Here is a 19,446-nt window from a genome sequence, read left to right on the forward strand (position 1 = left end):
ACGGGCGGAGAAGCGAACAAGGAGAAGCAGTGAGCGTCACGGCAGCCAAGGGATTCACGGCGGCGGGCATCGCCGCCGGGATCAAGGAGAACGGCAACCCCGACCTGGCCCTCGTGGTCAACAACGGGCCGCGCCGTGCCGCCGCGGGCGTCTTCACCTCCAACCGTGTGAAGGCCGCGCCGGTGCTCTGGTCCGAGCAGGTCCTCAAGAGCGGCCAGGTCTCGGCGGTCGTCCTCAACTCCGGCGGCGCCAACGCCTGTACCGGTCCCCAGGGCTTCCAGGACACCCACGCCACCGCCGAGAAGACCGCCGAGGTGCTCGGCCGGGGCGCCATCGAGGTCGCCGTCTGCTCCACCGGCCTGATCGGCGTACCGCTCCCCATGGACAAGGTCCTGGGGGGCGTGGAGACGGCCGCCGCCTCCCTGAGCGAGCACGGCGGCGAGAAGGCCGCCATCGCCATCAAGACCACCGACACCGTCCACAAGACGTCCGTCGTCAGCGGTGAGGCCGGCTGGACCGTCGGCGGCATGGCCAAGGGCGCGGGCATGCTCGCCCCGGGCCTCGCCACCATGCTCGTCGTGCTGACCACCGACGCCGACCTGGACGACGCGACCCTGGACCGGGCCCTGCGCGCGGCGACCAAGGTCACCTTCGACCGCGTCGACTCCGACGGCTGCATGTCCACCAACGACACCGTCCTGCTGCTCGCCTCCGGCGCCAGCGGCGTCACCCCGGGCTACGAGGAGTTCGCCGAGGCCGTACGGCAGGTCTGCGCCGACCTCGGCCGGCAGCTCATCGGCGACGCCGAGGGCGCGAGCAAGGACATCAGGGTCGAGGTGGTCAACGCGGCGAGCGAGGAGGACGCCGTCGAGGTGGGCCGCTCCATCGCCCGCAACAACCTCCTCAAGTGCGCGATCCACGGTGAGGACCCCAACTGGGGCCGCGTGCTCTCCGCGATCGGCACCACGAAGGCCGCCTTCGAGCCGGACCAGCTCAACGTCGCCATCAACGGCGTCTGGGTCTGCAAGAACGGCAGCGTCGGCGAGGACCGCGACCTGGTCGACATGCGCTACCGCGAGGTCCACATCGTGGCCGACCTCGCCGCCGGCGCCGAGACCGCGACCATCTGGACCAACGACCTGACCGCCGACTACGTCCACGAGAACAGCGCTTACTCCTCATGACCACGACGCGGAAACACACGGCACTGCCGAAAGCCCAGATCCTCATCGAGGCGCTGCCCTGGCTGACCCGGCACCACGGCAAGATCGTCGTCATCAAGTTCGGCGGCAACGCCATGGTGAACGAGGAACTGAAGGCCGCCTTCGCCCAGGACGTCGTCTTCCTGCGGCACGCCGGTCTCCAGCCCGTCGTCGTGCACGGCGGCGGCCCGCAGATCAGCGCCGCCCTCGACCGGCACGGCATCGTCAGCGAGTTCAAGGCCGGCCTGCGCGTCACCACCGAGGACGCCATGGACGTCGTACGGATGGTGCTGGCCGGGCAGGTGCAGCGCGAGCTGGTCGGCCTGCTCAACCAGCACGGCCCGTTCGCCGTCGGCCTGACCGGCGAGGACGCGCACACCATCACCGCCACCAAGCACACCCCGCAGATCGACGGCGAGCCGGTCGACATCGGGCGGGTCGGCGAGATCACCGCCCTCGACACGGGCGCCATCGAGGCGCTGCTCGCCGACGGCCGCATCCCGGTCGTCTCCTCGATCGCCCGCTCCCAGGACGACGGACATGTCTACAACGTCAATGCTGATACGGCGGCTGCGGCACTCGCTGCGGCACTGGGCGCCGAAACCCTCATGGTCCTCACCGACGTCGAGGGCCTCTACGAGGACTGGCCGAACTCCGACGAGGTGATCAGCCGGCTCACCGCTTCCGAGCTGGAGAAGCTGCTGCCGGAGCTGAGTTCCGGCATGGTGCCGAAGATGGAGGGCTGCCTGCACGCCGTGCGGGGCGGCGTGACGACCGCCCGCGTCATCGACGGCCGGGTCCAGCACTCGATCCTGCTGGAGATCTTCACCGACGAGGGCATCGGCACCATGGTCGTGCCCGACGAGCTTGAGGGGGACGCGCAGTGACGGGCCACCAGGGGAACAAGGAGCTGACCGAGCGCTGGCAGGGCGCGCTCATGCACAACTACGGCACCCCGCGGCTGCCCCTCGTCCGCGGCGAGGGCACCCGGGTCTGGGACGCCGAGGGCCGGGAGTACCTGGACTTCGTCGGCGGCATCGCCACCAACGCGCTCGGCCACGCCCACCCCGCGATCGTGGAGGCCGTGACCCGGCAGATCGGCTCCCTCGGCCACATCTCCAACTTCTTCATGGCCGAGCCCACCGTCGCCCTCGCCGAACGGCTGCTGACGCTGTTCGGCCGGGAGGGCCGGGTCTTCTTCTGCAACTCAGGTGCCGAGGCCAACGAGGCCGCCTTCAAGATCGGCCGGCTCACCGGGCGCACCCACGTGGTCGCCACCGACGGCGGCTTCCACGGCCGCACGATGGGCGCCCTCGCGCTCACCGGCCAGCCCGCCAAGCAGGAGCCCTTCCGGCCACTGCCCGGCGACGTCACCCACGTCCCCTACGGCGACGCGCAGGCACTGGCCGCCGCGGTCACCGAGGACACCGCCCTGGTGGTCATCGAGCCGATCCAGGGCGAGAACGGTGTGGTCGTGCCCCCGGCCGGCTACCTCAAGGCGGCCCGCGCGATCACCGCCGCCACGGGTGCGCTGCTCGTCCTGGACGAGGTGCAGACCGGCATCGGGCGGACCGGCACCTGGTTCGAGTACCAGGCCCATGAGGGCGTGCTGCCCGACGTCGTCACCCTCGCCAAGCAGCTGGGCGGGGGGCTGCCGCTCGGCGCGACCGTGGCCTTCGGCCGGGCCGCCGAGCTGCTCCGGCCCGGCCAGCACGGGACCACCTTCGGCGGCAACCCGGTCGCCTGCGCCGCCGGGCTCGCCGTGCTCGACACCATCGAGGGCGAGGGACTGCTCGACAACGTCAAGCGGCAGAGCGAGAGGTTGCGGGACGGCGTCGAGGCCCTGGGGCACCCCTTGGTCGATCATGTCCGGGGTGCGGGCCTGCTCCTGGGTATCGTGCTCACCGGGCCGCGCGCACCGCAGGTGCAGGAGGCGGCCCAGGAGGCCGGGTTCCTGGTGAACGCGCCCGCCCCCGACGTCGTACGGCTCATGCCGCCGCTGAATCTGCGCGACGACGAGGCGGGTGCGCTGCTCCGGGCGCTGCCCGGCATCCTCGACGCGGCGACCCCCGCCGACGGGGAAGGACGATCCGGAGAATGAGACGACGATGAGCGAGGCGCAGGACCACGAGGCCGCGAACGGCGCCGGGCCCGCCGTGCCGCAGACCCGCACCGCACGGCACCGGCGGATCGTGGACATCCTCAACCGGCAGCCGGTGCGGTCGCAGAGCCAGCTGGCGAAGCTGCTCGCCGACGACGGGCTGAGCGTGACCCAGGCGACGCTCAGCCGGGATCTCGACGAGCTGAACGCGGTGAAGATCCGCAACACCGACGGCGACCTGATCTACGCGGTGCCGAGCGAGGGCGGTTTCCGCACGCCCCGCGCTCCGCTGGGGGAGTCGGCGAAGGAGGAGCGGATGCGGCGGCTCTCCCAGGAGCTGCTGATCTCGGCGGAGGCCTCGGCGAACCTGGTGGTCCTGCGGACTCCTCCGGGAGCCGCGCAGTTCCTCGCCTCCGCCATCGACCAGGCCGAGCTGCACGACATCCTCGGGACGATCGCCGGTGACGACACGCTGCTGCTGATCAGCCGGGAGCCCAGCGGGGGCCAGGCCCTGGCCGACCATCTGCTGCGGCTGGCGCAGAACGGGCACTGACCGCGTGCGGGGCCCGGCCGGCCGACGCAGAATGGGCATGTGATCTTCCGCGGCGAGCGGCCAGGGGGACGGGCAATCCCCTGGCGGCCGTCGAACGTACACAGGGGTGTGTCGGGCTATCGGTTCCCCGTTGGCCGCCTCCCGGACGAGGCTCTGCTGTCCGGGCTGGCCGCCGGAGATCCGGAGCTGGCCGTCATCTTCGTACGGAGGTTCCAGCACCGGGTCTTCGGTGTGGCCATGGCCGTCACCGGGGACCGGCAGCTCGCCGAGGACGTCGCCCAGCAGACGTTCGAACGCGCGTGGCGCCACGCGCAGATCTACGACTCGCGCCGCGGCTCGGTCATGACCTGGCTGACGACCATCGCGCACAACCTCGCCGTCGACGCGGTCCGGGCCCGGCGGACGGAGCCGGTGGCTCCCGAGGACCTCGAAGCCCTCCTGGACGCCGTCACCGAGACCCCCGAGCGATGGGCGCTGGCCGACGAGGCGTCCGCGCAGGTCCGGTCCGCCCTGGCGCGGCTGCCACGGGAACAGGCCAGGGCGCTGATGATGGCCGGCGTCTACGGCATGACGGCCCGGCAGGTCGCCGACGCGGAGCGGATCCCGCTGGGTACCGCCAAGACGCGGATCAGGACGGCGATGGCACGGCTGCGCGCCGCCGTCGCTTCTCGGGAACGGGGCGACCATGTCCGGTGACGCGAACTGCGAGAAGCTGCGGGAGCTCGGTGCCGAGCTGGCTCTGGGCGTGCTGCCCGGCCGGGAGCGGGCCGAGGCGGTCGCCCACCTGGACCGGTGCGCGGACTGCCGGGAGTACGTCCGGCAACTGACCCTGGTCGGCGACCGGCTGGCCGGCCTGCTCCCGGACCGCGAGCCGCCGCCCGGCTTCGACACCCGCGTGGCGCGCGGCCTCGTCCGGTCGGCGGCAGCCGAGGGGCAGCGGCCGGCGGGTCCCCTCGGCCGCCCGCGCCGGGGCCCGCGCCACGAGGCCCGGCGGGCCCGGGTACGGGTCGCCGCGGTCGGTGCCGCGCTCGCCGTCGCCGTCGGCTTCGCCGGCTGGGCGGTCGGCACCGCCGTCGAGGAGGTCACCGCCTCGCCACCGCCCGCCGTCGAGTCCGAGCCGGTGCTCGTCGGGGACATGACCCCGGCCGGGCGCGGCGGGCAGTCCGCCGGCGAGGTCTACGCCCATCCCGGCACCCCTGGCTGGATGTTCCTGACCGTCGCGCTCACCCGCCCCGGCACCCGGTACACCGGAAGGGTCACCTGTTTCCTGGAGCGCGCCGACGGCACCAGCGTCCGCGTCGGCGACTTCCCCGTGCGCGACGGCCACGGCGCCTGGGGCGTGGCCGTCCCCGTCGACCTCACCCGGTACTCCGGGGCCCGTCTGACGTCGCCCGACGGCACCGTCCTCGCCACCGCGCAGCTGCGCGAGGCGAAGGTCGTCACCCCGACGACGTGAGCCGGCCCGCTCAGCCGTCGCCGCAGGTGAGGGGCAGGCCCGAGCGCGGTGACGGCGCCCCAGGGGTCCCGCACCGGGGACGATCCGGCCCGGCGCCGCCGCCAGGCCGGCCGTGCGGCACCCGAAGCACCGGTCCGCTCGGCCGCGGGGTCGTTCTCAGCGCGGTGCCGAGTGCGGTGACGGTGGGGGGCCGCACCGCCGGACGGGGACGCAGGCAGCCGTCGACGGTGGCCGCTAGAGGGGTCGCGGAGCGCCGCAGGGACGCGATCGGCGGCACCCCGCGTTCCAGCGGCTGACCCCGGCTGCCCGTGCCGTCGTCCCGTGCGTGTCCGGCGCCGGGCCGCCGGGACCGGTGGGGTGCCGGGGCCAGGGGCGGGCCGGCCCGGCGGTGACGCTCACGCTCCCGCCCCTCCCGTGTGCAGCCGGTGCAGCCGCGCCCCAGCACCGGGATGCGCGTGGCGTCGCGGGCGGTCGGAACCGTGAGGCCGCCTGAACCCCCGCGCGGTGAACCGGGAGCGGGCCGCTCTCAGCCCAGCCGTGCCGCCAGCCCCCCGGTGCACCTCACCTCGTCGCCGGCGGTGATCAGCAGGGCCTCCACGTCCGGCAGGGACTCCAGCCAGGCCAGCCCCGCCCGGGAACCCATCGCGAAGGCGGCCGTGGCCCAGCAGTCGACGAACGTCAGACGCGGCCCCACGACCGTGACCGCCACCAGGTCCGTCACCGCGGACCGGCCGGTGCGCGGGTCCACGATGTGCGCGCCCCGCTCCGCCGTACCGGACGTCGCCACCGCCAGCTCCTGCGTGCCCGCCGCCGAGACCACCGCCGCCAGCCCGCCGGGCCGGAGCGGATCGGAGACCCCCACCCGCCAGGCACGCTGCGGCTCCGGCGCGCCGAGCAACTGCACGTCCCCGCCTCCGTTGACGCTCACCCCCCGCACCCCGGACACCGCCGCCAGCAGCCGTGCCGCCCGCTCGGCCGCCCAGCCCTTGACGATGCCGGTGGGGTCCAGCGAGCCCCGGTAACGGGCGCTGAACCACCCCTCGCTCACCCGCTCCGCCTCGGCCGCCAGCTCCAGCACCTCGGCCACCTCGGGGGCGCACCGCGAGACGTCCAGCTCACCCCGGGCCAGCCGTGACACCTCGCTGTCCTCGCGGTAGGTGCTGAACAGCGCGTCCGCCCGGTGCAGCCCGGCGACCGCCTCGGCGAGCGCGGCCCGTACCGCCTCCGGTTCCCCGCCGCGGACGTCGAAGGAGAAGACCGTCCCCATGACCTCCTCCGCGTGACGCACCGCGGCGGGCGCCTGAGCCTCCTCGGCCACCGCGTCAGCCACCGGCCTGGTCCAGCGCGGACTGCAACGACTTCCTGTAGCCCTCGCTGGTGTACGTCGCCCCGGAGACGGCGTCGATGTCCGCCGTTCCGGCGGCCACGGCCTCCTGGTTGAGCCGGGGGACGGCGAGCTGGGTCTTCTGGTCGCTCAGCCCGCCCTTGGGGGCCTGCACCGCCTCGGCCTTGGTGATCCTCCCGCCGGCGACCGTGATCCGTACCCGGACCGGTCCGTACGGGGTCTGCGCGGCCTTCCCGGTGACGGTCCGCGCCTGCGCCGAGCCGGCCGCGCCGGAGGTGCCCGACGACGCCGGCTTGATCTTGTCCAGCGCGGACTGCAACGACTTCCTGTAGCCCTCGCTGGTGTACGTCGCCCCGGAGACGGCGTCGATGTCCGCCGTTCCGGCGGCCACGGCCTCCTGGTTGAGCCGGGGGACGGCGAGCTGGGTCTTCTGGTCGCTCAGCCCGCCCTTGGGGGCCTGCACCGCCTCCGCCTTCGTGATCTTCCCGCCGCTGACGGTCAGACGTACCTGCACGGCCCCGTACTGCGTCCGCACCGCGTCACCGGTCACCGTGCCGGAACCGGCCGGGGCCGCGCCCTGTGCTCCGCCCTGCGGCGACTCCTGCCCGGCCGCCGTCGCCTGGGGGGCCGCGCCCGCCGCCGACGCGCCGGCCGGACCCGACGCCGGCTTCAGCGCCAGCAGCAGCACGACACCGGACACGGTCGCGGCCGTGGCCAGCACGACCCGCCGCACGGGGTGGCTCTTCCTCATCGGTTCGCAGCTCCGCTCACATCTCGAACGACTCGTGGTGGATACGGCGGGCGGGAACCCCCGCCTCGCGCAGTGCCTCGTACACCGACTGCGCGAACCCGGGCGGACCGCACATGAACACGTCGTGCCGGTCGACGTCCGGGATCTTCCGCCGGAGGTTCTCCGCGGAGATGTCGGGCCGTTCGCCCTCCGGGCTGTTCACCGCGTACATCAGCCGGGCCCCCCGCTCCTCGGCGATGGCCGCCAGCTCGTCCCACAGGGCCAGGTCCTGGGTGGTGTTCGCCCGGTACAGGAGCGTGATGTCACCGGCGGCACCGGGCAGCGTCTCGAACAGCGCGCGCATCGGCGTGATGCCCACCCCGCCCGCGACCAGCAGCACCTTGCCCCGGCTGCGCCGCTGGGCGGTGAGCGCGCCGTACGGGCCCTCCGCCCACACCTTCGTCCCGGGCGCCAGCTCGCGCAGCCGGGCGCTGTGGTCGCCGATCGCCTTCACCGTGATCCGCAGCATCCCGGGGCGCGGGGCGGCCGAGAGGGAGTACGGGTGCGAGCTGAACCGCATCCCCGGCGCGAGGAACCGCCAGCGGAAGAACTGGCCTGCCTCCGCGCCCATCCGGTGCAGCTTCCGCCCGCCGATCAGCACCGACACGATGCCCGGCGTCTCCTCGATGACCGCTTCCACGTACATGCGGTGCCGGAGGTTCAGCCGGACCGGGGTGAGGATCCGGTACCAGAGCACCAGCGCGGTGACCGCGCCGTACAGCCCGTACCAGAAGGTCTTGGCGGCGGGCTCCACCGCGAAGTCGTTGCCGGTGGTGATCTGGTGCCAGAACGTCAGGAACACCGCCGCGTACGTCAGCAGGTGGACGTGGTACCAGGTGTCGTACGGCAGCCGGCGGCGGACCGGGCCGGCCGACGTCAGCCCGATGACCACGAACAGGCCCGTGCCGACGGCCGCCTTGCCCATGTCCGGCAGCTGGTCGACGGAGTCGGCGGTCTGCTGGACGATGTCACCGAGGGACCTTCCGGCCTGGCGCGCGTACCCCCACATGACGAGGAAGACGTGGGCGACGACCAGGCACAGCGTGTACCGGCCGCTCATCGCGTGCCAGCGGGCCACCCGGTCGGAGCCGACCCGCCGCTCCAGCGCCGGCACGCGCGCCATCTGGAGCACGACCAGCGCCATCAGGTAGCCGGCCAGCAGACCGGTGATCCGGCCCGCGCCGAGGATGCGGCCGGTGTCGTCGGCGATGGACGGGGTGTCGTGCCACCAGAGCCACAGCACGGCCGCCGCGCCCGCCCAGACGGCGAGCAGCAGCGGTACGGCCGGGGAGCGGCGCGGGCGGATGCGGCGCATCGTCTGTCGGCGGGCGGCACGTCCGCCTGCGAGCGTGGTGGTCACGGTTCCTCCGTGGGGACTTGACCCTTGGCCCACAGATACGTGCCGCACGGCGGGAGTGTTCAGAGCCCCGCCGAGTCCAGCGCGGACTGGAGTGACTGCCGGTAACCGTCACTGGTGTACGTCGCTCCCGACACCGTGTCGATCCGAGCGCTCTGCGCCGCCAGCGCCTCGCGCCGCAGCTGGGGCAGGGCGTAGCTGTTGATCTCCTGGTCGCGCGGGTTGTCCTGCGGGTAGCTGACGGCCGCGACGTCGGTGAGCCTGCCGTCGCGCACGGTGACGCGCACCTGGACCGGGCCCCAGCGGGTCTGCACGGTGTCCCCGGTGGCCGTCGTGGTCCCGGACGCCGAGCCGGAACCGCTGCCGGAGCCGGAGCCGGAGCCGGAGCCGGAGCCGGGTGCCGGGCTGGTCGACGCGGCCGGGGGCCTGGTGCCCGCCGTGGCCGGCGTGGGCGCCGTGTGCGGCTTCAGCGCGAGCAGCAGCACCATTCCGGAGACGGTGGCGGCGCTCGCCAGCACGACGCGGCGCAGGGGACGGTTCTTGTTCAACGCGTGCATGTCCGGTTCTTCTCCGTCTCTCGGCGGGCCTTGTCCCGGCTCACAGCTCGAACGACTCGTGGTGGATGCGGCGGTCCGCCACCCCGGCCTCGCGCAGCGCCCGGTACACGTCCCGGGCGAAGCCGTGCGGCCCGCAGAGGAAGACGTCGAGGTCGTCGGCGAGACCGGGGAAGGTGGCGCGCAGGGATGCCGCCGTCAGGGGCGGGCGCTCCCCGCCCGGACCGTTGAGCGCGTACAGCACCCGCCCGCCGCGCCAGCGGGCGATCGCCTCCAGCTCGCCGCCCAGTGCCAGGTCCTCGGCCGAGCGCGCCCGGTACAGCAGGGTCACCTCGCCGGGGAGCGTCTCGAACAGCGCCCGCAGCGGGGTGATGCCGACGCCCGCGGCGATCAGCAGGGTGCGCCGGCCGGCGGCCCGGTCGGCGGTCAGGGCGCCGTACGGGCCCTCCGCCCACACCCGGGTGCCGGGGCGCAGCAGGGAGACGGCCGCGCTGTGGTCGCCGAGCGCCTTGACCGTGATGCGCAGCAGGTCGGGGCGCGGCGGCGCCGACAGGGAGTACGGCGTCGACGTCCGGCGCATGCCCTCGGCGAGGAACCGCCAGCGGAGGAACTCGCCCGGCCGCGCCCCCAGTTCGTCCAGGCGCCGCCCCCGGACGACGACCGAGTACACCCCCGGCGCCTCCCGGTGGACGGAGTCCACCCGCAGGCGGTGGCGCAGGTTGAGCCGTACCGGGGTGAGGACCCGGAACCACAGCACCAGCGCCGCCACGCCCAGGTACAGCGCGTACCAGGCGGCGGTCGCGGCGGGTTCGCCGTTGAACTCGTCTCCGAGGGCCAGCTGGTGCCCGAAGGCGAGGAAGACGGCCGCGTACGTCAGCAGGTGGACGCAGTACCAGAACTCGTGGCTCGTCCGGCGGCGCACGGCCCGCGCCGAGGTGACGCCGACCGCGAGGAGGATCACCGTGCCGGCGGTGGCCTTCAGCATCTCCGGGTAGTCGAGGACGACGGTCACCGTCTCGTGCCAGAGGGAGGCCCGGTCCTGGGCGGCGTACCCGGCGAGGATCAGCACGACGTGCGCGAGCAGCAGGCAGACGGTGTACCGGCCGGCCAGCGCGTGCCAGCGCGCCACCCGGTCCGAGCCGACGCGCCGCTCCAGCAGCGGCACCCGCGCCATCAGCCCGACCAGCACCGCGCAGGCGTACCCGCACAGCAGACCGGCGATCCGCCCGGCCCCGGTCAGCCACCCGGCCGCCCCGACCACGGACCCGGTGTCCGCCCACCAGAGCGCCAGTACGGCCGCCGCCCCCGCCCACAGCAGGGCCAGCACGGGCCCGGCGGGGGAGCGCCGCGCGGGCACGGGCAGCGGCGGGGCCGCCCGCCGCGTATCCACGGTGGTCATACGATGTCGCCGTCCTTTCGTCCGTCGGCCAGGCCACCATGCGGGGCGAACCTCTGAAACACCTCTGAGTGAGGCCCCCCGGGGCGGACTCACAGGAAACTCAGAGGGGGCCGGGTCGCCCGGAGCGGCGCGCACCGGCGATGCTGGGAGGCGCGATGAACACCACCCCCTCCGGCCGCCCCGCACTCACCCGCCCCGACGGCACCCCGCTGCGCGTCCTCGTCGTCGACGACGACCCCGACCTCGCGGAGGTGCTCACCGGAGCCCTGCGCTACGAGCGCTGGGAGGTACGCGCGGCCGGAGACGGCGCCGCCGCCCTCGCCGCCGCCCGCGAGCTGATGCCCGACGCCGTCGTCCTGGACGTGATGCTCCCCGACACCGACGGCTTCGCGGTGCTGCGCCGCCTGCACGAGGTGAAGCCCGACGTGTGCGTGCTCTTCCTGACGGCACGGGACGCGGTCGAGGACCGTATCGCCGGGATCACCGCGGGCGGCGACGACTACGTCACGAAGCCCTTCAGCCTGGAGGAGGTCGTCGCCCGGCTGCGCGGCCTGCTGCGCCGGGCCGGCATGGCCCGCTCGCAGGAGGAGGGCCCGCGGCTGGTCGTCGGGGACCTCGTGATGGACGAGGACGCCCGCGAGGTGACCCGGGCCGGCGAGCTGATCGACCTCTCGCCGACCGAGTTCGAACTCCTGCGCTTCCTCATGCGCAACCCGCGCCGGGTGCTCAGCAAGGCGCAGATCCTCGACCGGGTCTGGTCCTACGACTTCGGCGGCCGGGCGCACGTCGTCGAGCTGTACATCTCCTACCTGCGCAAGAAGGTCGACGCGGGCCGCGAGCCCATGATCCACACCGTGCGCGGCGCCGGCTACGTCCTGAAGCCGGTGACCAGGTGACCCCGCCGCGCCCCCGTGCCGTGCGTCGCCGTGCCGTGCGTCCCCGCACCCTCCGTGCCCGGCTCACCGTCGGACTGGTGACGCTGCTGGCGGTGAGCTGCGCGGCCGTCGGCCTGGCCGCGGTCGTGGAACTGAACGGCTTCCTCACCCGGCGCCTGGACGAACAGCTCACCCAGGTCGGCACCCGCTTCCCGGAGAGCCTGGAACACGACGGCCGGCCGGCCCACGCACACGACGACCACGACGGCGACGAACAGGGCGACACCCGCCGCATGGCCACCGGCACCTTCGGCGCCCGCCTGCTGAACGGCACGGTCACCAACACGGGGCTGATCCGCTCCGGCGACCCCGCCGCCGACCTGGACGTCGACCTGACCGCGCGGGACACCGAGCGGCTGGCCCGGGTACCTGCCGACGGCAGACCGCACACCGTCGGCCTGTCCGCCCTGCACGACTACCGGGTCGTCGCCTCCCCGGGCCGGGACGGAGACGTGCTGCTCGTCGGCCTCCCCCTGGAGCCGGTCCAGGCAGTGGTCCACCGGCTGGAACTGGTGGCCGGCGTCGTCTTCGGCCTCGCCCTGGTGGTCACGGGCGTGGCCGGGGCCTGCTGGGTCCGCTGGTCGCTCCGGCCGCTCAGCCGGGTCGCCGCCACCGCCACCCGGGTCAGTGAGCTCCCGCTGGCCAGCGGCGAGGTCGCGCTGCCGCCGCGGGCCCCGGACACCGACCCGCACGGCGAGGTCGGCCAGGTGGCCACGGCCTTCAACCGCATGCTGGGCCACGTGGAGGACGCGCTCACCAAGCGGCACGCCGTGGAGGAGCGGCTGCGGCGCTTCGCCGCCGACGCCAGCCACGAACTGCGCACCCCGGTCGCCTCCGTCCGCGGCCACGCCGAGCTGGCCCTCCTGCACCCCGGTCCGGTGCCCCCGGAGGTGACCCGCGCCCTGAGCCGCATCACGGCCGAGTCCGCCCGCATGGGCGAGATGGTCGACGACCTGCTCCTGCTCGCCCGCCTGGACGCGGGACGCCCGCTGGAGCGCCGGCCGGTGGACCTGACCCGACTGGTCCTGGACGCGGTGACGGACGCCCGCGCCGCGGGCCCCGCCCACCGCTGGGCCCTGGACCTGCCGGAGGAACCGGTCACGCTGCCCGGCGACGCCCACCGCCTCCACCAGGCGCTGGCCAACCTGCTGGCCAACGCGCGTCTGCACACCCCGGCCGGCACCAAGGTGACGGTCACCCTGGAGGCGGACACCGCCCACGCCGTCCTCCGCGTCCACGACGACGGCCCCGGCGTCCCGGAGGACATCCGGCCCACCGTCTTCGAACGCTTCACCCGGGCGGAACACCGCCGTCGCACCGGTGCCCCCGGCGGGGGAGCGGGCCTGGGCCTGTCGATCGTGGCGGCGGTGGCGGAGGCGCACGGGGGGAGCGTGGGACTGGAGAGCCGTCCGGGTGCCACGTCGTTCACGATGAGCCTGCCCACGGCGTCCTGACGGGCCCCTGCGCCGCGCGGTTCAGTAACGGCCGACCGCCGTGGCCCCCTTCTCCGTGCCGATCGCGATGTGCGGCTTCGCCGCCGGGTCCGTCCAGGTGAGGATGCGGCGCATGGCGTCCTGTGGCACCGACACGCAGCCGGCCGTCGCGCCCTTGCCGTTGACGTGCAGGAAGATGCCGGCTCCGCGTCCGCGCACGGGCCGGTGGTAGTTGAAGGCGACGACGAGGCCGTACGCGTACTGGGTGGCGTAGTCGATCAGGTGCTCGGACTCGGTGGCGCGGCAGTCGGCGGGGAGCGGGTCGACCCAGCGGTTGTAGGAGCGGGAGCCGTTGTCCTGGCACCACCAGGAACTGTCCCGGACCGGGCGGTACCCGACCCGTGTGCCGGCCGGCGCGGCCTTGATCCCGAAGCCGAAGGGGAGGCCGTACAGCCCGGTCGGTGTCGTGTTCGTGCCCTGCACGCGGGTGGCGCCGTCGACCAGCCCGCCCGCCCCGAACCGGGCCGGTGCGGAGCCGGCCCGGACCCACCGGCCGTTCCGCAGGTCCCACCAGCTGACCGTGCCCGTCGTGGCCCCGGTGCCCGGGGCCTGGGCGACGATCAGCTGGCGGCCGCCGCCGGTGTCCGCCATCCCGGCGGGCAGCGGCACCGGGCCGCGGCCGGGAGCGGCGCCGAGCAGGGCGAGGACGGAGGCGCAGACGAGGGCGGGGACGAGGGCGGGGACCACACCGGGGCGCATGGTTCAGACGGTAGAGGGCGGCAGCGGCAACGGCAGCCCGGGTAGGCCGTCCAGGCTGGTGGCGATGTGCTCCTTCCTCTCGAAGTACGCGTTCAGCGAGACGTCGTCCTCGCGGGCGAAGCGCCTGCCGTGCAGTTCGCGGTCCTCCTCGTACGCCATGTGGGGGACGGCGTATCCGCAGCTGTCCCGGATCAGTTCGGCGTGCACCACGATGACCGCGCGCAGCCCGTGCCGGCTCGGCTCGATGTCCGGGAAGCGGGCGAGCAGTCCGGCAAAACGCGGGTCGTCACGGAAGACGGGCTCGCCCCGGCCGTGCACGCGCACGATGTTCGGCGGGCCCTGGAAGGCGCACCACATCAGCGTGATCCGCCCGTTCTCCCGGAGGTGCGCGATGGTCTCGGCGCTGGACCCGGCGAAGTCCAGGTAGGCCACGGTGACTTCGTCGAGGACCGCGAAGGAGCCCTTGAGGCCCTTGGGGGAGAGGTTGACCGTGCCGTCGCCGGAGAGCGGGGCGGTCGCGGTGAAGAAGAGGGGCTGCTCCTCGATGAACGTGCGCAGCCTGCCGTCTATGCGCTCATAGGTCTTTCCCATGTCTGCCGAGTATCGGCGGAACTTCTTCGGCTGTCTAAGTAATTGCCGGATCGGGCGCGGGAGGGTTCACCGTGGCCGCCCCGGCCGGCGCTTCCACGGGGCGGCCACGGCTGCCTGTCACCTCACCGGGTGAGGGTGCAGGCGGCCAGCGAGCCCAGCCCCGTGGGCTTGGCGGAGGTGCGGCCGATGGCGATGGCGATGCGGTCGATGGCCGAGGCGCGCTTGTCCTTCAGCGGACCGAGGATCGCGTTGTCGACGAAGTTCGGTCCGCCCTGGCCGACGGTGTCGGCCAGCCGGGTGTTCGCCTCCTTGATCTGCGTCTGGAGGAGGGCGAGGTTCCGGTCGACCTCGGCGCGCGCGGAGGCGGGGATCGCGGGCAGTTTCGAGGCGACGTCCGGGCAGGTGATCGTCCCCGCCCCGGTGTTCCCGCCGGCCGCGCCGCCGCCCGCCGCCGTGCCGCCCCCGCCCGGCTGCCGGGTGCCGGGAGCGCTCGGGGCCGCGCCGGTGGACGCCCCGCCGCCGCCCGCGTTCAGGGTGCAGGGCGCCAGCGCGTCCAGCCCGGCGGGCTTGGCCGCCGTCCGTCCGATCGCCGTCGCGATGCGGTTGACGGTGGCCACGCGCTTGTCCTTCAGCGGACCGAGGATCGCGTTGTCGACGAAGTTCGGTCCGCCCTGGCCGACGGTGTCGGCCAGCCGGGTGTTCGCCTCCTTGATCTGCGTCTGGAGGAGGGCGAGGTTCCGGTCGACCTCGGCGCGCGCGGAGGCGGGGATCGCGGGCAGTTTCGAGGCGACGTCCGGGCAGGTGATCGTCCCGGGGCCCGCCAGGGTCCGGACACCGGCCGAGCCGTCGTTGCCCGCGGGGGTGCCGGCGAGGGCGGAGCCGGCGATCAGCGCGCCGGACAGCACCGCGGCGGCGGCGCCGCCGATGACCGCCACGCGACGCTTGTCGTTCTTCGGAAGAGCCCTGGACATGCGGATGCCTCACTCGGGTCGGGGAGTGTCGTCGTCGGACGAACGCGGCGCCTGCGTTCGGCGGGGAGTACGAGAAAGCGGTTGCCCGTGTTCAACCCCCAGGGAGATTGACGAATCATGCAGAGTTCTGCATACTCATGCATGTCAGCGAATGCACTGTGAGGAGAAACCCGTGACCGAGCGCGTCGTACTCGCCTACTCAGGCGGTCTGGACACCTCCGTCGCCATCGGCTGGATCGCCGAGGAGACGGGCGCCGAGGTCATCGCCGTTGCGGTCGACGTCGGCCAGGGCGGCGAGGACCTGGACGTCATCCGCAAGCGCGCCCTCGCGTGCGGCGCCGTCGAGGCCGAGGTCGCCGACGCCAAGGACGAGTTCGCCGACGAGTACTGCCTCCCGGCGATCAAGGCCAACGCCCTCTACATGGACCGCTACCCGCTGGTCTCCGCGCTGTCCCGGCCGACGATCGTCAAGCACCTCGTCGCCGCCGCCGAGAAGCACGGCGCCAGTACCGTCGCCCACGGCTGCACCGGCAAGGGCAACGACCAGGTCCGCTTCGAGGCCGGCATCGTCGCCCTCGCCCCCGGCCTCAAGTGCATCGCCCCGGTCCGTGACTACGCCATGACCCGGGACAAGGCGATCGCCTTCTGCGAGGAGAAGCAGCTCCCGATCGCCACCACCAAGAAGTCCCCGTACTCCATCGACCAGAACGTCTTCGGGCGCGCGGTCGAGACGGGCTTCCTGGAGGACATCTGGAACGCCCCGATCGAGGACATCTACGAGTACACCTCCAACCCGGCCGTCCCGCGCGAGGCCGACGAGGTGGTCATCTCCTTCAAGGAAGGCGTCCCCGTCGCCATCGACGGCAAGCCCGTCACCGTCCTGCAGGCCATCCAGCAGCTCAACGAGCGCGCCGGCGCCCAGGGCATCGGCCGGATCGACATGGTCGAGGACCGCCTCGTCGGCATCAAGTCCCGCGAGGTGTACGAGGCTCCGGGCGCCATCGCCCTGATCACCGCCCACCAGGAGCTGGAGAACGTCACCGTCGAGCGCGAACTCGCCCGCTACAAGCGGCAGGTCGAGCAGCGCTGGGGCGAACTGGTCTACGACGGCCAGTGGTTCTCCCCGCTCAAGCGCGCCCTGGACGGCTTCATCAACGAGGCCAACCAGCACGTCACCGGCGACATCCGGATGACCCTGCACGGCGGCCGCGCCGTCGTCACCGGCCGGCGCTCGCAGGAGTCGCTGTACGACTTCAACCTCGCCACCTACGACACCGGTGACACCTTCGACCAGTCGGCGGCCAAGGGCTTCATCGACATCTACAGCCTGTCGTCGAAGATCGCGGCCAAGCGGGACCTGGCGTAGCCGCGACCGGTCACACGCACGGGTCCACCTCACACGCACCAGCCTGACGGCCGCCTCCTCGCCTGGAAAGGCGGGGAGGCGGTGGCACACCTAGAGCTTCGAGGAGCAACGCAAGTGAGCAGCAACAGCGGTGACGTACGGCTGTGGGGCGGCCGTTTCGCGGACGGTCCGGCCGAGGCCCTGGCGAAGCTGTCCGCGTCCGTCCACTTCGACTGGCGGCTCGCCCCCTACGACATCGCCGGCTCGCGTGCCCACGCGCGCGTCCTGCACACGGCGGGGCTTCTCACCGAGGACGAGCTCCGGCGCATGCTCGCCGGACTGGACCGACTGGAAGCCGACGTGGCGGCCGGCACCTTCGTCGGCACGATCGCCGACGAGGACGTGCACACCGCCCTGGAGCGCGGCCTCCTGGAGCGCCTCGGCCCCGACCTCGGCGGCAAGCTCCGCGCCGGCCGGTCCCGCAACGACCAGGTCGCCACCCTCTTCCGGATGTACCTGCGCGACCACGCCCGGATCATCGGCGGCCTGATCGCCGACCTCCAGGACGCCCTGATCGGCCTCGCCGAGGCCCACCCCGACGTGGCGATGCCCGGCCGCACCCACCTCCAGCACGCCCAGCCGGTGCTCTTCGCCCACCACGTCCTGGCCCACGTCCAGTCCCTCACCCGGGACGCCGAGCGGCTGCGCCAGTGGGACGAGCGGACAGCCGTGTCGCCGTACGGCTCCGGCGCCCTCGCCGGTTCCTCCCTCGGCCTGGACCCGGAGGCGGTCGCGCGCGACCTCGGCTTCGAGCACGGCAGCGCCGCCAACTCCATCGACGGCACGGCCTCCCGGGACTTCGTCGCCGAGTTCGCCTTCATCACCGCGATGATCGGCGTGAACCTCTCCCGGATCGCCGAGGAGATCATCATCTGGAACACGAAGGAGTTCTCCTTCGTCACGCTGCACGACGCGTTCTCCACGGGCTCGTCGATCATGCCGCAGAAGAAGAACCCGGACATCGCCGAGCTGGCCCGGGGCAAGTCCGGCCGTCTGATCGGCAACCTCACCGGGCTCCTCGCCACCCTCAAGGCACTGCCCCTCGCCTACAACCGCGACCTTCAGGAGGACAAGGAGCCGGTCTTCGACTCCTGCGACCAGCTGGAGGTGCTGCTCCCCGCCTTCACCGGCATGGTCGCCACCCTCACCGTTCACCGCGAGCGCATGGAGGAACTGGCCCCGGCCGGCTTCTCGCTCGCCACCGACATCGCGGAGTGGCTGGTCAAGCAGGGGGTGCCGTTCCGCGTCGCGCACGAGGTCGCGGGGGAGTGCGTCAAGGTCGCCGAGGCGGAGGGCAAGGAGCTGGACGACCTCACGGACGAGCAGTTCGCGAAGATCTCCGCGCACCTCACCCCGGAGGTCCGCTCCGTCCTCAACGTCCCGGGCGCCCTCGCCTCCCGCAACGGGCGCGGCGGTACGGCCCCGAGCGCGGTCGCGGTCCAGCTGGCGGAGGTCAAGGCGGACGTCGCGGCCCAGCACCAGTGGGCGCAGGCCAAGCAGCAGAGCTGAGGGACGGTCCCCGTCCCTCCACCGCGATCACCGGGGCATCGCGGGTTACGTTGGTCGCGAGCCTCACCGAGCCGACCGAACGGAGCCCGCGATGCCCTTCGCGCGACTGGCCACAGCGACGACCCCCACCTGCCACATCGGACTCGGCCTGGCCGCGGTGGGCCGCCCCGGCTACATCAACCTCGGCCGTGAGGAGGACCTCGGGGACGACCGCAGCGTCGAGGCACTGCGCACCCGGACCCACGAACTCCTCGACGCCGCCTACGCCCAGGGCGTCCGCTACGTCGACGCCGCCCGCTCCTACGGCCGCTCCGAGGAGTTCCTCGCCGACTGGCTGCACGCCCACCCCGAGGCCGGCGACGTGGTCGTCGGCAGCAAGTGGGGCTACACCTACACCGCCGGCTGGTCCACCGACGCCGAGCGGCACGAGGTCAAGGACCACGGCCTCGCCACCTACGAACGGCAGCGCGCCGAGACCGACGCCCTGCTCGGCGACCGGCTCGACCTCTACCAGATCCACTCGGTGACCCCGGACAGCCCGGCCCTCACCGACAAGGACCTGCACGCCAGGCTGGCGGAAGCCGCCGCCCAGGGGCTCACCGTCGGCTTCTCCACCAGCGGCCCGGCCCAGGCCGATGCCATCCGCGCCGCCCTCGCGGTCACGGTCGACGGCGAACCCCTCTTCCGTACCGTGCAGTCGACGTACAACGCGCTGGAGACGTCGGCCGGCCCCGCCCTCGCCGAGGCGCACGACGCCGGGCTCACCGTGATCGTCAAGGAGGGCATGGCGAACGGCCGGCTGGCCGAGCCGCACGCCCCGGACGCGCTCAAGGCCGTGGCCGCCGAGACCGGCATGGGCAGTGACGCGGTCGCCCTGGCCTGGATCCTGCGCCGGCCCTGGGCCGGCGTCGTGCTCTCCGGTGCCGCGACCGTCCCGCAGCTCGTCTCCAACCTGCACGCCCCCGCCGTCGACCTCGAGGAGGACCAGCTGGCCCGCCTCGACACGCTGGCGGAGGACCCCCGCGCCTACTGGGAGCGGCGCGGACAGCTGCCCTGGCACTGACGAGCACCCGCCCCGACCACCCT

General features: G+C 73.5%; 19 protein-coding genes. 11 read left to right on the top strand and 8 right to left on the bottom strand.

Annotated features, from left to right (window positions below; translation table 11 throughout):
• Nucleotides 1–29: 29 nt before the first annotated feature.
• The 6 genes from argJ (at nucleotide 30) to LG395_RS23675 (ending at nucleotide 5,312) form a co-directional block, all read left to right on the top strand.
• A complete protein-coding gene (gene argJ / locus LG395_RS23650; protein WP_171158031.1) occupies nucleotides 30–1,184 on the top strand; it encodes a bifunctional glutamate N-acetyltransferase/amino-acid acetyltransferase ArgJ in 1,155 nt (384 codons plus the stop codon).
• Nucleotides 1,181–2,089, top strand: a complete 909-nt coding sequence (gene argB, locus LG395_RS23655) for an acetylglutamate kinase (RefSeq protein WP_171158033.1) — start codon at nucleotides 1,181–1,183, stop codon at nucleotides 2,087–2,089. The genes argJ and argB overlap by 4 nt, the downstream gene beginning before the upstream one ends.
• Nucleotides 2,086–3,303 carry an acetylornithine transaminase gene (locus LG395_RS23660; RefSeq protein WP_225811119.1) on the top strand — a complete coding sequence of 406 codons (1,218 nt, stop codon included), beginning with the start codon at nucleotides 2,086–2,088 and terminating at the stop codon, nucleotides 3,301–3,303. Before argB ends, LG395_RS23660 begins: the two co-directional genes overlap by 4 nt.
• A gap of 7 nt (nucleotides 3,304–3,310) precedes the next feature.
• On the top strand, nucleotides 3,311–3,856 hold the full coding sequence (locus tag LG395_RS23665; protein WP_171158036.1) for an arginine repressor: 546 nt from the start codon (nucleotides 3,311–3,313) through the stop codon (nucleotides 3,854–3,856).
• A gap of 108 nt (nucleotides 3,857–3,964) precedes the next feature.
• Complete coding sequence (locus tag LG395_RS23670) at nucleotides 3,965–4,552, top strand: RNA polymerase sigma factor (protein ID WP_171158039.1); 588 nt, start codon at nucleotides 3,965–3,967, stop codon at nucleotides 4,550–4,552.
• The gene (locus LG395_RS23675) at nucleotides 4,542–5,312 is read left to right on the top strand and encodes a zf-HC2 domain-containing protein (RefSeq protein WP_171158040.1); all 771 of its coding nucleotides are present in this window, start codon (nucleotides 4,542–4,544) and stop codon (nucleotides 5,310–5,312) included. The genes LG395_RS23670 and LG395_RS23675 overlap by 11 nt, the downstream gene beginning before the upstream one ends.
• Nucleotides 5,313–5,838: 526 nt before the next feature.
• Here the strand turns inward: LG395_RS23675 and LG395_RS23680 are convergent.
• The 5 genes from LG395_RS23680 to LG395_RS23700 are packed head-to-tail and all read right to left on the bottom strand — an operon-like array spanning nucleotide 5,839 to nucleotide 10,757.
• Complete coding sequence (locus tag LG395_RS23680) at nucleotides 5,839–6,579, bottom strand: FAD:protein FMN transferase (protein ID WP_263982962.1); 741 nt, start codon at nucleotides 6,577–6,579, stop codon at nucleotides 5,839–5,841.
• Between the two features lie 55 nt (nucleotides 6,580–6,634).
• Nucleotides 6,635–7,408: an FMN-binding protein gene (locus tag LG395_RS23685; RefSeq protein ID WP_171158042.1), complete on the bottom strand. Its 774-nt coding sequence runs from the start codon at nucleotides 7,406–7,408 to the stop codon at nucleotides 6,635–6,637.
• Between the two features lie 16 nt (nucleotides 7,409–7,424).
• Nucleotides 7,425–8,807, bottom strand: a complete 1,383-nt coding sequence (locus LG395_RS23690) for a ferredoxin reductase family protein (RefSeq protein WP_171158044.1) — start codon at nucleotides 8,805–8,807, stop codon at nucleotides 7,425–7,427.
• Nucleotides 8,808–8,866: 59 nt separating this feature from the next.
• A complete protein-coding gene (locus LG395_RS23695; protein ID WP_225811121.1) occupies nucleotides 8,867–9,361 on the bottom strand; it encodes an FMN-binding protein in 495 nt (164 codons plus the stop codon).
• Nucleotides 9,362–9,401: 40 nt separating this feature from the next.
• Complete coding sequence (locus tag LG395_RS23700) at nucleotides 9,402–10,757, bottom strand: ferredoxin reductase family protein (RefSeq protein WP_225811122.1); 1,356 nt, start codon at nucleotides 10,755–10,757, stop codon at nucleotides 9,402–9,404.
• A 155-nt stretch (nucleotides 10,758–10,912) separates the two neighbouring features.
• Here LG395_RS23700 and LG395_RS23705 point away from each other — a divergent pair, with 155 nt between their 5' ends.
• Entirely contained in the window at nucleotides 10,913–11,653 is a 741-nt protein-coding gene (locus LG395_RS23705) for a response regulator transcription factor (protein ID WP_225811123.1), read from the top strand.
• A 35-nt stretch (nucleotides 11,654–11,688) separates the two neighbouring features.
• Entirely contained in the window at nucleotides 11,689–13,146 is a 1,458-nt protein-coding gene (locus tag LG395_RS23710; RefSeq protein ID WP_225811124.1) for a sensor histidine kinase, read from the top strand.
• A 21-nt stretch (nucleotides 13,147–13,167) separates the two neighbouring features.
• Here the strand turns inward: LG395_RS23710 and LG395_RS23715 are convergent, their stop codons facing one another.
• The 3 genes from LG395_RS23715 to LG395_RS23725 all read right to left on the bottom strand — a co-directional run bounded on the left by LG395_RS23715 (nucleotide 13,168) and on the right by LG395_RS23725 (nucleotide 15,446).
• Nucleotides 13,168–13,884 (bottom strand): L,D-transpeptidase family protein, encoded by a 717-nt coding sequence (locus LG395_RS23715; protein ID WP_171158049.1) that lies wholly within the window; start codon nucleotides 13,882–13,884, stop codon nucleotides 13,168–13,170.
• Between the two features lie 3 nt (nucleotides 13,885–13,887).
• Nucleotides 13,888–14,475: a pyridoxamine 5'-phosphate oxidase family protein gene (locus LG395_RS23720; RefSeq protein WP_225811125.1), complete on the bottom strand. Its 588-nt coding sequence runs from the start codon at nucleotides 14,473–14,475 to the stop codon at nucleotides 13,888–13,890.
• A gap of 122 nt (nucleotides 14,476–14,597) precedes the next feature.
• A complete protein-coding gene (locus tag LG395_RS23725; RefSeq protein ID WP_225811126.1) occupies nucleotides 14,598–15,446 on the bottom strand; it encodes a hypothetical protein in 849 nt (282 codons plus the stop codon).
• A 172-nt stretch (nucleotides 15,447–15,618) separates the two neighbouring features.
• Between LG395_RS23725 and LG395_RS23730 the strand changes: the two genes are divergently transcribed.
• The 3 genes from LG395_RS23730 (at nucleotide 15,619) to LG395_RS23740 (ending at nucleotide 19,423) form a co-directional block, all read left to right on the top strand.
• Nucleotides 15,619–16,812 (top strand): argininosuccinate synthase, encoded by a 1,194-nt coding sequence (locus tag LG395_RS23730; protein WP_171158052.1) that lies wholly within the window; start codon nucleotides 15,619–15,621, stop codon nucleotides 16,810–16,812.
• Nucleotides 16,813–16,926: 114 nt separating this feature from the next.
• The gene (gene argH / locus LG395_RS23735; RefSeq protein ID WP_225811127.1) at nucleotides 16,927–18,360 is read left to right on the top strand and encodes an argininosuccinate lyase; all 1,434 of its coding nucleotides are present in this window, start codon (nucleotides 16,927–16,929) and stop codon (nucleotides 18,358–18,360) included.
• Nucleotides 18,361–18,451: 91 nt separating this feature from the next.
• Nucleotides 18,452–19,423 carry an aldo/keto reductase gene (locus LG395_RS23740; protein ID WP_225811128.1) on the top strand — a complete coding sequence of 324 codons (972 nt, stop codon included), beginning with the start codon at nucleotides 18,452–18,454 and terminating at the stop codon, nucleotides 19,421–19,423.
• The last annotated feature ends 23 nt before the right edge of the window (nucleotides 19,424–19,446 follow it).

The organism is Streptomyces spinosus, from assembly GCF_020400655.1.
Taxonomy (GTDB): Bacteria; Actinomycetota; Actinomycetes; order Streptomycetales; family Streptomycetaceae; genus Streptomyces; species Streptomyces argyrophylli.